The sequence below is a fragment of the Flavobacterium sp. KACC 22758 genome, assembly GCF_028736135.1.
In the GTDB taxonomy this organism is placed as follows: domain Bacteria; phylum Bacteroidota; class Bacteroidia; order Flavobacteriales; family Flavobacteriaceae; genus Flavobacterium; species Flavobacterium johnsoniae.
Window position 1 is genome coordinate 4,483,216 of the sequence record NZ_CP117878.1, and the last position, 12,596, is coordinate 4,495,811.

Sequence of the window (12,596 nt, forward strand, 5' to 3'; positions counted from 1 at the left end):
TTTAATCATATCAAAAATCTGAGGCAAAAAAATAATTAAAATGAAAAAATTAATCGTAACATGTTTTCTTTTGGCTGGCTTTTCAGTTTTTAGTTTTACTGAAAAAGACAGTATTTCTGCTTTCACTTTTCATCGTTTAGAAATGATGGAAGATTTTGACTGTGATGCCTGCGGTTGTTCTGCAAGCGGCGGAAGTATGGGTTTCAGTTCTATGCTTAACAACAACTTTGTAGGTTTAAGATACTTCAAACAAAGCTACACAAGCCGTGACGGAATTTTTGCTAATTCTCCGTGGATAGATGAAAACTTTAATACCATTCAGGCCTGGGCAAGAATTCCAATTACTGAGAAAATTCAGATTTCAGCTTTGGTTCCGTATCATTTTCATGAAAGAGAATTAACTGCCGGAACGCAAAGCATTGAAGGATTAGGAGATATTACAATTATGGGACTTTATACGGTTTATGAAACTAAAAAAGACAGCACCGTTTTTACTCATAAATTAAATGTTGGCGGGGGAGTTAAAATACCAACCGGAAAATTTAAAGAAATTAACAACCTGGGGACTATAAACCAGAGTTTTCAATTAGGAACCGGAAGCTGGGATTTTCCTTTAGTAACAGAATATGTTATCAAACATAAAAATCTTGGTTTAAATACAACCGTAAATTATATCTTAAAAACAGAAAACACTAAAAATTACCAATACGGCGATCAGTTTAATTATGCCGGTACTTTCTTTTATTTGTTTAATGCAAATGATTTTCAGATTGTGCCGCAGGCAGGTCTTGCAGGAGAAGTCTATCAGACAAATAAACAGTACAATTTAGATTTACCCAATACTGCCGGAGATATTTTGTTTGGAAAATTTGGTATCGAAGCAGGTAAAGACCGTTTTTCTATTGGTATAAATGCAATGCTTCCTATTCAGCAGAATCTTTCAAATGGCAATATGGAAGCCAATTACAGATGGAGCATTAATTTGAATTATACTTTGTAGTTTTTAGGTGCTAGGCACTGAGGAACTAAGATTCTAAGTTTTTTTAGCCGTAAATTCGAATTTACGGCTAATTTTTATCTTGCAATTTATCTTGGGTTATCCTGATAATAACGTGCTTCGATTCTCTTAATATCTCTAATTGAATTTTTAGCCCAGTCAAGACGTTTTTGCAGTATTTCTTCATCAGACAGTTTCCATTTGATATCTGAATTTCGCAATCTGTTGGTTAAGTTTTGGATGATAATTGCAGCCGAAACAGAAATGTTCAAACTCTCAGTAAAACCTACCATTGGAATTTTAAGAAAACCATCTGCTTTTTCAAGAATTTCAGGCGAAAGACCGTCTTTTTCAGTTCCAAAAAATAAAGCACTTGGTTTTGAAATATCAAAATCCTGAATCAAGCAGTCATTTTCGTGCGGTGTTGTCGCAATAATTTGATATCCTTTATCTCTTAAAGACGAAATACAGCCGTCGACAGTATCAAATCGGTTTATGTCAACCCATTTTTGAGCGCCCAAAGCAATTTCTTTATCAATTCTTTTTCCAAAACGCTGTTCGATAATATTAAGCTCCTGAATTCCAAAAACTTCACAACTGCGCATTACAGCACTTGTGTTATGCATTTGGTAAACATCTTCGACAGCAATAGTAAAATGCTTCGTACGATTTTCTAATACTTTTAGAAATTTCTCTTTTCGGTTATCTGTTAATATATCTTCAAGAAATGCCAGGTAATCTAAATCAATCATTTTATATGTATTTGGCGCAAAAATACATTAGAAATAAACAAAATGAAAATTGATTTACATTTTCAACGTTCTGAGTACTCCAGAAGTATATTATTTAAATTCTCAAACAGTCGGTTAACTTTTTCAAAATCCACATCCAGCGCTTCTTCTTTAAAAGAATCTCCTTTAAAAACTACATTTCCATCTTTAGAATGCTTTTGTAAACGTTCAAACATTTTTTGACGTTCATCAAAACCATAATCGACATCAATAAACGATATGAATTTTTCGATAACATTTTCCATTCCTCCATTATAATTCAAAAGCGTAACATTTTCATCTGTTTGATAAAAATCCAGAAAACCCTTAAAATATTTTTCCAAGACCAAGGCTCCGTATTGCTGAAAATTTGTTTTTTCCATTTCCTGAGCGGTGATTCCAAAAACGGTGGGCGGAATTAAATTAGGAACCATGTGCATTCCCATTAACTTTTGGTGCGATTTTAAAACCTCAACGGGATTTCTGTAAAGCAGTGCAAAAGGAATTTCAGGAAAAATAGTTCTTAAATATCCTGCATTAAAAATATGCCAGGCATCGAGTTTTAAAATTAAATTCTTTTGTTCCGGAAATCTTTTTTGTCCCAGAAATTTCAGAACTGCTTTTAAAAGAGCTGCTTTTTTCTCTAAACCAAAATTATCGCTTCTTAGAATCTGGTCAAAAATGGGTCCTTCAGAAATCATAATATTTTCAGATGAAGTGGCCAGACACTGGCTCAGCATAGTCGAACCACAACGGGAAACATGAAAAACCAGCGATTTCAATTCAACTGATTCTAATTCCTGAGACCACTCTATCAGGTTCTCAACAGAACTTGCTGCTTTTACTATTTTAGAATTATATTGATGACTTTTACATTTGGAAATAGTTTCATCAAAAAAAGGCTCTGCAAATTTTATATCAGACACATAAAGCCATTCAAAATAAACTTGGTTATCTTTTTCAATTAACTTATACGGAATCCAATTAAAAAGAGGATGATTTATATTTTCCATTTTAATGATGATTATTTTGATTGAAGACTTGCAATAATTTTAGCATTTATTTCTGATGGTTCCTGCAGGGAAAGCTCCTCAATCATTCGCCGTTTCATTTCTTCTGAATATTCTTTTTTTGTCGAAGCGTGAATATCAAAACCCATTTCGGCAAACAATTTGTCAGACCATTCATTTCGAATACAATCAAGCGTTAGGTGAATTCTTGGTTCTGAGCTTTTATTTTCTACACTATGAGGCAGTTGAAAATTAGCATACCAGCACTCCCCCATTTTCATGGGAACCAATTTATGGTCAACATAAAAAAAGACTTGTGAATTGGTTATTATAGGAACATGAATTCTAAAAAATCCATCTTCATAAGACGTATCATTGTCAACATGTTCTTTTATTTCGCTGTCCGGCCCCAAACGAAGCAGTCGTACAGCTTCTTTTTCGCATTGAAACCAATCCGTAATTTCTTTAAAATAAACACAGCGGTCCAAAAGCGGCGTATTTTGATATTCTTTGTTTGGAAAAGAAGTAATATCGTTTATCAAACCAGACTGTGATCTTAAAGCAACACTGGTCCAGTTTCCTTCATAACGATGGGTATTAAAATGCGGTGTCCACAATTCGCTCTCACATAAAGCGAGTTCTTGCTGTAATTTATCTATTGAAAAAGTAATCGGAAGCTGGCTTGACGAAGGATTCATATACTCTAAAGATTAAATTTGATATTGTGGCTTTTGTCCTGTAAATATATAATTTATAAGAATTTAAAAGCCGAATACATCAGCAAAATTTTACAAATTATAAATTTGATTTTTTCAGGCAGATTACGAAATAGCAGAAACTATAAATTCGTAAAGTTTATGAGTAGACAGCATCACCGATTCAGAATCAGTTTTAAGAATTAAATCGGCTTTTTGCGGGATTTCAAAAACATCACTTATGCCGGTAAAGTTTTTAATTTTATCTTGATTTCCGTCTGGCAATAATGCTTTTTTGTACAATCCTTTTGGATCTCTTTCAATTAAATTATCGACTGAACAATCTAAAAATACGGTTCTAACAAACTCATGGTTTCGCAATTCGTTTCGAATATCTTCATACGGATTTATGACAGACATGAGAACAATGGTATTTTCTTCAACAAAATTTCGTCCCACATTAAAAAGACGTCTCACATTTTCGCATCGGTCTTCTTTAGAAAATCCTAAATCTTTACAAATTGTTTTTCGGTAAACATCACCGTCAATGATTTCAACTTTATAATTGTTTTGAATTAATAAATGCCGAACATTTTCTGCCAATGTCGTTTTTCCCGAACCCGATAATCCTGTAAATTGTATTAAAAGCATTTAGAAATTTCTTTTCTTAATTGAGACGTTAAAACTAGATAATTTGCAATGCCCAAACAATAAGTAGAATTACGGTTTATGATATCTGAAATTATTAAAAAAAGAACACTTTAAAGATGTCTTACATTTTCGAAATTGTTATTTTTATCTTTTAATAAATTTGAAAATGAAAAAGAAACTTGTGGTTTTAACCGGAGCCGGAATTAGTGCCGAAAGCGGTATTAAAACATTCCGCGACAGCGATGGTTTATGGGAAGGACATGACGTTATGGAAGTAGCAACTCCGGAAGGCTGGCAAAAAAATCAGGATCTGGTTTTGGATTTTTACAATAAAAGACGTCAGCAGTTAAAAGAAGTACAGCCCAACTTGGGCCACCAGATTCTGGCTGAATTAGAAAAAGATTTTGATGTTTATATTATCACCCAAAACGTCGACGATTTGCACGAACGCGCCGGAAGCACAAAAGTGCTGCATTTGCATGGAGAATTATTAAAAGTGAGAAGCACCCGAAATCCTGAGTTAATTCTAGACTGGCAGGATGATTTATTTACAGGTGATTTTGATGAAAACGGACATCAGCTGCGCCCGCATATTGTTTGGTTTGGAGAAATGGTTCCTGCACTCGAACAAGCTATCCCAATTGTAGAAAATGCTGATTATTTTGCCGTTATTGGAACTTCGCTGCAGGTTTATCCTGCTGCAGGTTTAATTTCGTACACATACAGCATTACTCCGGTTTTTTATATTGACCCAAAACCTATTTCTATCCCTAATATTCAAAACAAAGTTGAAGTTATCGCTAAAACTGCTACAGAAGGTGTTGCAGAAATGAGGATAAAATTGTTTGAATTAGAAAACCTGTCATGAATGTAGAATCTCAATTACAGCAATTAAGTCAGTTACATTTTCTGGCTCAGTTTCTTATTTTTTCTGTCGAAAATATAAGTCTGTTATTGATTGCTGTATTAATTGGAAAACTAATTGAACCTAAAAATACCGTTTTAAGCAGCCAAGATCAAAAATGGGTTATATCCACTCTCATTTGCAACATATTGATTACAGTTCTGGGTTTTGAATTGTATCAATTAGAAATAATTAAAATTGATTTCTCCCACAATATAATTTCAATTATTCTAGACACGTTACTACTCATTATTTTAATGGACTTTTTTATGTTCTGCTTTCATTATCTTGCACATACTTTGAAATGGTTTCATCCTATTCACAAACTGCATCATACCCATGTCGACACCAATGTTTACAGTTTATTTGTACTTCATCCTGTAGAAACTTTGGGTTTTGGTTTTATCTGGCTCATTTTGATTTCTGTTTTCCAGTTCAATTATATTAGTCTTATAATTTATTTGTTCCTGAATTTAATGTACGGCATATTTGGTCATATCGAAAAAGATCTTTTTCCGGCCTTTTGGTACAAAAGTTATTTTACAAAATGGATTTCTACGACAAAATTTCATTCCGATCATCACAAGAATCAAGCTCATAATTTTGGATTTTATTTTACTTTTTGGGATAAAATCTTCAAAACCATGATTTAAATTGAAAGTTAGGGCATAATAAAGCTTCAGTAATTTTCAGAAGTTTTAACAATCACTTATATTTGCACCTTTCGAAAAACAACATAACAATGACTACTCTAAACGAATTGAATGCTATATCGCCAATTGACGGAAGATATAGAAATAAAACTCAAAATTTAGCACCTTTCTTTTCTGAAGAAGCTTTAATAAAATACCGTGTATTAGTTGAAATTGAATATTTCATCGCTTTATGCGAAATTCCTTTACCACAGCTTTCTGGCGTAAATTCAGATTTATTCGACAGTTTGAGAAACATCTACAAAAATTTCTCTACTGAAGATGCGCTTTGGATTAAAGAAACTGAGAAAGTAACCAACCACGACGTAAAAGCGGTTGAATACTTTATTAAAGATGCTTTCGAAAAATTAGGTTTGTCTCAGTACAAAGAGTTCATTCACTTCGGATTAACATCTCAGGATATTAACAATACTGCAATTCCTCTTTCTACAAAAGAAGCATTTGAACAAGTTTACATGCCGTCTTTAGTAGCTTTAATTGCTAAGCTAAAAGAATTAAGCGTTGAATGGAAAGATATTCCAATGCTTGCCCGTACACACGGACAGCCGGCTTCTCCTACTCGTTTAGGAAAAGAAATTCTTGTTTTTGTAGAGCGTTTAGAAGAGCAGATGCGTTTGTTATTCAATATTCCGTTTGCTGCTAAATTTGGCGGTGCAACCGGAAACTTTAATGCACACCACGTTGCATACCCGCAGATTGACTGGAAACAATTTGGAAATAAATTTGTTGAAACCGATTTAGGTTTGCACCATTCTTTTCCAACAACTCAAATTGAGCATTACGATCATTTTGCTGCTTTTTTTGATGGTTTAAAAAGAATCAACAATATCATTATCGATTTAGACCGAGATATCTGGACGTATGTTTCAATGGATTATTTTAAACAAAAAATCAAAGCAGGAGAAATTGGTTCATCTGCAATGCCTCATAAAGTAAACCCAATTGATTTTGAAAATTCTGAAGGAAACTTAGGAATTGCTAATGCTATTTTCGAACATTTAGCTGCTAAACTTCCAATTTCAAGATTACAGCGTGATTTAACTGACAGTACTGTTTTGCGTAATGTTGGTGTACCGGTTGGGCATACTATTATTGCTTTTGAAGCTACTCTTAAAGGTTTAAACAAATTACTTTTAAACGAAAGCAAGTTTGCTGAAGACTTAGAAAAAAACTGGGCAGTTGTGGCAGAAGCTATTCAAACAATCTTACGTCGTGAAGCTTATCCAAACCCATACGAAGCTCTAAAAGGTTTAACAAGAACTAATGAAGCAATTGATAAAAATGCGATTCATAATTTCATTGCAACTTTACAAGTTTCTGACACAGTTAGAGCAGAATTAATGCAGATAACTCCTAGCAATTACACAGGAATTTAAAGAAAATCTAGAATATTTTATCAAAAAAAGCTATCTTTATCGAGATAGCTTTTTTTATTTAACCGGAGCAGTTCAGTGAATCTATTTGAGATTAAAAACTGAATAGATTCCTGAAAACAAATACCACTTTATGATTGCCTTAAATGCCGCTGCCGAATCGACACACCATTTGCAACCCCTGATCAGTGACCTGGGATTGATTTTGATGACTGCCGGAATCGCAGTTCTTATATTTAAAAAAATGAAACAGCCCTTGGTTTTGGGTTACCTGATTGCAGGTTTTTTAGCCGGAAACCATTTTGATTTTTTCCCTTCGATAACCGACATGAAAAGTGTTGAAGTTTGGGCAGAAATTGGGGTTATATTTTTATTATTCAGTTTAGGACTCGAATTCAGCTTTAAAAAATTAATGAAAGTCGGCGGGACATCTTCCGTCACCGCAATAACCCAGATTTTATTCATGACGCTTATTGGATATTGTGTGGGTCAATGGATGGGCTGGGGACAAATGGATAGTATTTTTCTTGGTGCAACACTTTCGATTTCTTCAACAACCATTATTATCAGAGCTTTTGACGAATTAGGTGTAAAGGGAAAAAAGTTCGTTGGGATTGTATTTGGAGCCCTGATTGTTGAAGATATCGTAGCCATTTTAATGCTCGTATTGTTATCGACCATTGCAGTGAGCGATCAGGTATCTGGAGGCGAATTATTACAATCCGTTTTAAAATTAGTTTTCTTTTTAATTATATGGTTTTTGGGTGGAATATTTATCATTCCAACCATTTTGAAAAAAGCCAAACATCTTTTAACCGATGAAATGCTGCTTATTATTTCATTGGCATTATGTTTAATGATGGTAATTTTTGCAGCAAATGTTGGTTTCTCTCCCGCGTTAGGAGCCTTTATAATGGGTTCTATTATTGCTGAAACTACAATGGCAGAAAAAATTGAACATTTAATTCAGCCCGTAAAAGATTTATTTGGTGCTGTTTTCTTTGTATCCGTGGGAATGTTAATTAACCCGGAAACACTGGTAACTTATGCCCTTCCGGTGGCTTTAATTACACTTTTAACCATTTTTGGAAAAGCTTTCAGTTCTTCTATCGGAGCTTTAATTTCCGGACAGCCTCTAAAACAATCTGTTCAAACGGGAATGAGTTTAGCGCAAATTGGAGAGTTTTCTTTTATTATTGCAACACTGGGCATGACCTTAAAAGTTACAAGCGATTTCTTGTATCCTATAATCGTTGCCGTATCAGCTATTACAACTTTTACAACACCTTTTTTAATTAAATATTCCGAATCTTTTGCTCAGTTTCTGGAACAAAAAATGCCCAAAAGATGGGTTAAAAATATCAACCGTTACAGCGTAAATGCTCAGGCCATTAAATCTGTAAGCACCTGGCAGATTGTATTACGATCATCAATTACACAAATTATACTGCACACTATAATTATTACGGCTATAATTTTATTATCGTCAAAATTTGTAGCGCCATTAGTAGCCGATACCCGATTTGGAAATACATTGGCCGCTTTATTGACACTCGTTGTCATTGCTCCGTTTTTATGGGCGCTTTCACTGCGCCGTGTAAAAGTTGACGAAGTCGAAGCGCTTTGGGAAGAACGTAAATACAGAGGCGCACTTTTAATGCTTATTTTAATTAGAATGAGCCTTGGATTATTTTTCGTTGGATTCCTATTGAATATTTTCTTCTCACCTTTAGTGGCTTTTGTAGCCTTGATTATTGCAATTGGAGCGTATCAAATTTTCCCTAAAAAATTAAACGAACAATACCACCGAATTGAAAATCACTTTTTGAAGAACTTAAACGATCGCGAAAACAAAAAGATCGACAGACGATATGCCAATTTAATGCCATGGGACGGTCACATGTCATTTTTTGATATTGGAAAAGAATCTAATTTAGCCGGAAAAACATTAGAAGAATTAAAGATTCGTGAACAATTGGGAATCAATATTGCCTACATTAAACGAGGCGAAGTAACTATTCCGATTCCTATGAAAACTGAACGTTTGTTTCCCGGAGATGAAATCTGTGTTATTGGTACTGATGCCCAAATTACTGAGTTTACCAAGTATTTAAACCACAATGAAACGGAAGCTCCGCCAAAAGTAGAAGAAACCGACATTGTACTGCGTCAGCTTGAAGTTTCTCAGGAAGAATTTATTCAAAAAAGTATCGGCCAGTTCAGAGCCAAAACAAACGGAATGGTTGTGGGAATTGAACGAAACGGAAATCGTATCTTAAATCCTGAATCTAGTTTAATTTTAGAGAAAAACGACATCCTTTGGGTTGTAGGTGACAAAAAAAGAATGACCGCTTTGTTGACAGCAAAATAAAGGTGCTGAGATGCGCTAAGGGACTAAGGTGCTGAGGGACTAAGGTTTTTAATATAAAAGCGCCAAGATTTAAAAATTGAAATCTTGGCGCTTTGTTTATTTTCAGAAAAAAAAATGCTAAAATTCTAAGAAAAAAACTTAGAACCTTAGCATCTTAGTATCTCAGAACCTCAGATTACTTATTAGGCTGCGGTGTCAATCTCAAATAAGGTTTAATAGGCGTGTGCCCTTTTGGGAATTTTGCCGGAATATCGCTGTCAGGAATTGCAGGTGCAATTACTACATCTTCTCCATCTTTCCAGTTTGCAGGAGTTGCAACGCTGTAATTTGCAGTTAATTGTAAACTGTCAATTACACGAAGTAATTCATCAAAATTTCTTCCTGTCGAAGCTGGGTACGTCAATGTTAATTTGATTTTTTTATCTGGTCCAATAACAAAAACTGAACGTACTGTAAATTTATCGCTTGCATTGGGATGAAGCATATCGTATAAATTCGCTACTTTTTTATCTTCATCGGCAATAATTGGAAAATTCACTTCTGTATTTTGAGTTTCATTAATGTCTTTAATCCACTCTTTGTGAGAATCTAATCCGTCTACACTCAAAGCAATAACCTTAGTATTTCTTTTGGTAAATTCCGGAACATAATTCGCCACTGTTCCCAACTCAGTTGTACAAACTGGAGTAAAATCTGCTGGATGCGAAAATAAAACGCCCCAAGAATCTCCTAACCATTCATGAAAATTGATTGGTCCTTGTGTGGTTTCTGCGTGAAAATCCGGAGCTATATCGCCTAATCTTAATGTTGACATAATTTATATTTTTTAGTTCCTCTAAAATTAACTAAAAAATACATTTAGAAAACATGTAAGAATTAAAAAAAAGTTAAAATTCTATCAGCTCTATCTAATTACTATTCTAAATTAAATAAAACCAACTACAAAGTACCAGATGGCAAGGGTTACAAACGAAATCGGAATTCCAAAACCAATCATCATACTGCTTAATTTTGGTTTTAAACCATAGGTAGAAGCGAGAATTGCACCTGTAATCATGGGCGCCATTGCAATTTCAATAATCGTAATTTTTATAGCTTCAGAATGCTGGTTGAAAATAAAAACATACAGAATAAAAATGATAAGCGGTGTTACGATCAGTCTGAAGAAAAGTCCGAGTCTTAAAAATTTCCAATGTTTGCTTTTTCGGTCAAAAGTCAGCTGCAACCCAACCGAAAACAAAGCCAAAGGCGTAACCAGACTTCCTAATTTTAATAATAAGGACTGTATATTGACATCTAAATCGTAGTCTAAAACATTTAATAAACACGAAACAACAAACGTAATAAACGGCGGAAAGAAAATTATCTTTTTAGCTATACTTTTAAAATCAGGACTCCCTTTTGAATAGAAAGCCGCTACAAAAACACCTAAAGTCGAAACCACAACAAAAGTTCCCGGCTGATCTACCAGAACAGCAGTTTCTAAACCTTTTTTTCCAAATAAAGCTTCAACAATTGGATAGCCCAAAAAGGAAGAATTACTTAATCCGGCTGTTAAAACCAAACATCCAATTAATTTATTAGACCAGCCCAGCCTTCTTCCTAAAAAATGAAAAAATACAAAAGCCAGAAAAAAACTAATCCACCCCGCTCCTATTGGAAACAGCAATTCGTTACTCCATTTTATTTTGGGAATATGATATAAGGTAATCGCTGGAAGGCAGATGTAAATGACAATTTTATTTATGCTTTTGTAAATATGAGTTGGAAACCGCTTTACGTTTTGCAAAAGCAATCCTAAAAATAAAAAGAAGAATATTATAATAAAGTTGTTCATATCAAGGCTTCAACGCAAAAATAGGCATTTATAAACAGATGTATAAAACAAATTACACCTTCTATAAGATTTTTGTTATTTTAGTGTGTAATTTTAAAAATCGATGGAGCAAATAAGAGATAATATGGAGCGGATGGCTAAACTTTCAGATGAAGAATGGGCTATTTTTTCGTCTAAGCTCATACGTCGGGAATTTTCAAAAAAAATGCCTTTACTCAAAATGGGGCAAACTGAAAATTATTTGTCTTTTATAGAAAAAGGGATGGTAAGATATTATATTCCCAAAGAAGATAATGATCTCACTTTTGCGTTTGTTTTTGACGGCGAATTTACAAGTGCTTACGATTCATTTATTACCAGATTACCAGCAAATTATACCGTTGAAGCACTTTCTGACACCATACTTTGGCAAATATCATATGCTGACTTACAAGATATTTATACCGAAACAAAAATTGGAAACACGATTGGCCGTTATGCCGGCGAGGGATTATTTCTTAAAAAATCTAAACGTGAACTTTCGCTCCTCAACGATTCTGCAGAACAACGTTATCGCAATTTATTTACAGAACGGCCTGAACTCATTGAAAAAATTCCCCAAAGATATCTCGCTTCTTATATTGGCATAACACCACAGGCTTTGAGCAGAATAAGAAAACGAATTTATTAACCCAGGTTCATTGTTTTTGTTTCCATCACATTGCAACTTTGCATAAAAAAAGATATGGAAACTTTAATTGTGTTGTTAGGGACTTTTACAATTTCGCTGCTTATTATAAAGCTTATAACCAAAAGATTTGAAATTTCGCAAGCAGGCAGAATTGCGATGTCAGTTATGCTGGTATTTACTGCCATAAGTCATTTTGTATTTGCAAAAGGAATGACCATGATGGTTTCATTTCTTCCTTTTCCAATGGCAATTGTATACATTGCAGGAATAATCGAAATTATAGCCGCTCTTGGGCTCTTGATTCCGAAAATGAGATTACTTACAGGCTGGCTGCTTATACTCTTTTTTATAGTACTGCTTCCTGCTAATATTTACGCTTCCTATCATAATATAAATTTACAGAGTGCTGACTATACAGGAAAAGGAATCTCTTACTTATGGTTTAGAATCCCTTTGCAACTTCTTTTTATAGCTTGGATTTATTTTTCTTCTATCAGAAATCAATTAAAAATCAAATAGTTATTTCGGAAATGCGCATCATTTATTGAACGTTGTGCATTTCCTTCTGCTCTTCTTTAATGACCTGAAACAAAAGAAATTAATTT

13 protein-coding genes are annotated in these 12,596 nt (G+C 34.0%); 7 read left to right on the forward strand and 6 right to left on the reverse strand.

The genetic code is table 11. The annotated features are described in order from the left end of the window. The first annotated feature begins 40 nt into the window (after nucleotides 1-40). Nucleotides 41-1,000, forward strand: coding sequence for a hypothetical protein (locus PQ462_RS18730; protein ID WP_012026970.1), 960 nt, complete (start codon nucleotides 41-43; stop codon nucleotides 998-1,000). Nucleotides 1,001-1,086: 86 nt separating this feature from the next. On the opposite strand, the gene PQ462_RS18735 is transcribed toward PQ462_RS18730, so the two are convergent. From PQ462_RS18735 to cysC, 4 genes are all read right to left on the reverse strand, one after another. Next, nucleotides 1,087-1,749, reverse strand: a complete 663-nt coding sequence (locus PQ462_RS18735; RefSeq protein ID WP_012026971.1) for a TrmH family RNA methyltransferase — start codon at nucleotides 1,747-1,749, stop codon at nucleotides 1,087-1,089. 62 nt (nucleotides 1,750-1,811) lie between these two features. After that, nucleotides 1,812-2,780: a sulfotransferase family protein gene (locus PQ462_RS18740; RefSeq protein WP_274251152.1), complete on the reverse strand. Its 969-nt coding sequence runs from the start codon at nucleotides 2,778-2,780 to the stop codon at nucleotides 1,812-1,814. 11 nt (nucleotides 2,781-2,791) lie between these two features. Then, a complete protein-coding gene (locus PQ462_RS18745) occupies nucleotides 2,792-3,475 on the reverse strand; it encodes an aspartyl/asparaginyl beta-hydroxylase domain-containing protein (protein WP_274251153.1) in 684 nt (227 codons plus the stop codon). A gap of 123 nt (nucleotides 3,476-3,598) precedes the next feature. Further along, on the reverse strand, nucleotides 3,599-4,123 hold the full coding sequence (cysC, locus tag PQ462_RS18750; RefSeq protein WP_274251154.1) for an adenylyl-sulfate kinase: 525 nt from the start codon (nucleotides 4,121-4,123) through the stop codon (nucleotides 3,599-3,601). Nucleotides 4,124-4,289: 166 nt separating this feature from the next. Here cysC and PQ462_RS18755 point away from each other — a divergent pair, with 166 nt between their 5' ends. The 4 genes from PQ462_RS18755 (at nucleotide 4,290) to PQ462_RS18770 (ending at nucleotide 9,484) form a co-directional block, all read left to right on the forward strand. Next, nucleotides 4,290-4,991 carry an SIR2 family NAD-dependent protein deacylase gene (locus PQ462_RS18755; RefSeq protein WP_274251155.1) on the forward strand — a complete coding sequence of 234 codons (702 nt, stop codon included), beginning with the start codon at nucleotides 4,290-4,292 and terminating at the stop codon, nucleotides 4,989-4,991. Then, on the forward strand, nucleotides 4,988-5,680 hold the full coding sequence (locus tag PQ462_RS18760) for a sterol desaturase family protein (RefSeq protein WP_274251157.1): 693 nt from the start codon (nucleotides 4,988-4,990) through the stop codon (nucleotides 5,678-5,680). Before PQ462_RS18755 ends, PQ462_RS18760 begins: the two co-directional genes overlap by 4 nt. An 89-nt stretch (nucleotides 5,681-5,769) precedes the next feature. Next, nucleotides 5,770-7,116 carry an adenylosuccinate lyase gene (gene purB / locus PQ462_RS18765; protein WP_274251158.1) on the forward strand — a complete coding sequence of 449 codons (1,347 nt, stop codon included), beginning with the start codon at nucleotides 5,770-5,772 and terminating at the stop codon, nucleotides 7,114-7,116. A 130-nt stretch (nucleotides 7,117-7,246) separates the two neighbouring features. Beyond that, nucleotides 7,247-9,484: a cation:proton antiporter domain-containing protein gene (locus PQ462_RS18770; RefSeq protein WP_012026978.1), complete on the forward strand. Its 2,238-nt coding sequence runs from the start codon at nucleotides 7,247-7,249 to the stop codon at nucleotides 9,482-9,484. 175 nt (nucleotides 9,485-9,659) lie between these two features. Here PQ462_RS18770 and PQ462_RS18775 read toward each other — a convergent pair whose 3' ends face one another. Together PQ462_RS18775 and PQ462_RS18780 are read right to left on the reverse strand one after the other, a co-directional pair. Beyond that, on the reverse strand, nucleotides 9,660-10,298 hold the full coding sequence (locus tag PQ462_RS18775; RefSeq protein ID WP_073408764.1) for a peroxiredoxin: 639 nt from the start codon (nucleotides 10,296-10,298) through the stop codon (nucleotides 9,660-9,662). 111 nt (nucleotides 10,299-10,409) lie between these two features. Next, nucleotides 10,410-11,321 carry an AEC family transporter gene (locus PQ462_RS18780; RefSeq protein WP_274251159.1) on the reverse strand — a complete coding sequence of 304 codons (912 nt, stop codon included), beginning with the start codon at nucleotides 11,319-11,321 and terminating at the stop codon, nucleotides 10,410-10,412. A gap of 103 nt (nucleotides 11,322-11,424) precedes the next feature. Here PQ462_RS18780 and PQ462_RS18785 point away from each other — a divergent pair, with 103 nt between their 5' ends. Together PQ462_RS18785 and PQ462_RS18790 are read left to right on the forward strand one after the other, a co-directional pair. Beyond that, the gene (locus PQ462_RS18785) at nucleotides 11,425-11,991 is read left to right on the forward strand and encodes a Crp/Fnr family transcriptional regulator (protein ID WP_274251160.1); all 567 of its coding nucleotides are present in this window, start codon (nucleotides 11,425-11,427) and stop codon (nucleotides 11,989-11,991) included. Between the two features lie 54 nt (nucleotides 11,992-12,045). Continuing rightward, nucleotides 12,046-12,510 (forward strand): DoxX family protein, encoded by a 465-nt coding sequence (locus PQ462_RS18790; RefSeq protein WP_274251161.1) that lies wholly within the window; start codon nucleotides 12,046-12,048, stop codon nucleotides 12,508-12,510. Nucleotides 12,511-12,596: the final 86 nt, after the last annotated feature.

Excerpts from the sequence above, each read along its gene's own strand:
- PQ462_RS18730 (WP_012026970.1), top strand. The coding sequence starts at position 41 with ATGAAAAAATTAATCGTAACATGTTTTCTTTTGGCTGGCTTTTCAGTT.
- PQ462_RS18735 (WP_012026971.1), bottom strand. The coding sequence starts at position 1,749 with ATGATTGATTTAGATTACCTGGCATTTCTTGAAGATATATTAACAGAT.
- PQ462_RS18740 (WP_274251152.1), bottom strand. The coding sequence starts at position 2,780 with ATGGAAAATATAAATCATCCTCTTTTTAATTGGATTCCGTATAAGTTA.
- PQ462_RS18745 (WP_274251153.1), bottom strand. The coding sequence starts at position 3,475 with ATGAATCCTTCGTCAAGCCAGCTTCCGATTACTTTTTCAATAGATAAA.
- cysC (WP_274251154.1), bottom strand. The coding sequence starts at position 4,123 with ATGCTTTTAATACAATTTACAGGATTATCGGGTTCGGGAAAAACGACA.
- PQ462_RS18755 (WP_274251155.1), top strand. The coding sequence starts at position 4,290 with ATGAAAAAGAAACTTGTGGTTTTAACCGGAGCCGGAATTAGTGCCGAA.
- PQ462_RS18760 (WP_274251157.1), top strand. The coding sequence starts at position 4,988 with ATGAATGTAGAATCTCAATTACAGCAATTAAGTCAGTTACATTTTCTG.
- purB (WP_274251158.1), top strand. The coding sequence starts at position 5,770 with ATGACTACTCTAAACGAATTGAATGCTATATCGCCAATTGACGGAAGA.
- PQ462_RS18770 (WP_012026978.1), top strand. The coding sequence starts at position 7,247 with ATGATTGCCTTAAATGCCGCTGCCGAATCGACACACCATTTGCAACCC.
- PQ462_RS18775 (WP_073408764.1), bottom strand. The coding sequence starts at position 10,298 with ATGTCAACATTAAGATTAGGCGATATAGCTCCGGATTTTCACGCAGAA.
- PQ462_RS18780 (WP_274251159.1), bottom strand. The coding sequence starts at position 11,321 with ATGAACAACTTTATTATAATATTCTTCTTTTTATTTTTAGGATTGCTT.
- PQ462_RS18785 (WP_274251160.1), top strand. The coding sequence starts at position 11,425 with ATGGAGCAAATAAGAGATAATATGGAGCGGATGGCTAAACTTTCAGAT.
- PQ462_RS18790 (WP_274251161.1), top strand. The coding sequence starts at position 12,046 with ATGGAAACTTTAATTGTGTTGTTAGGGACTTTTACAATTTCGCTGCTT.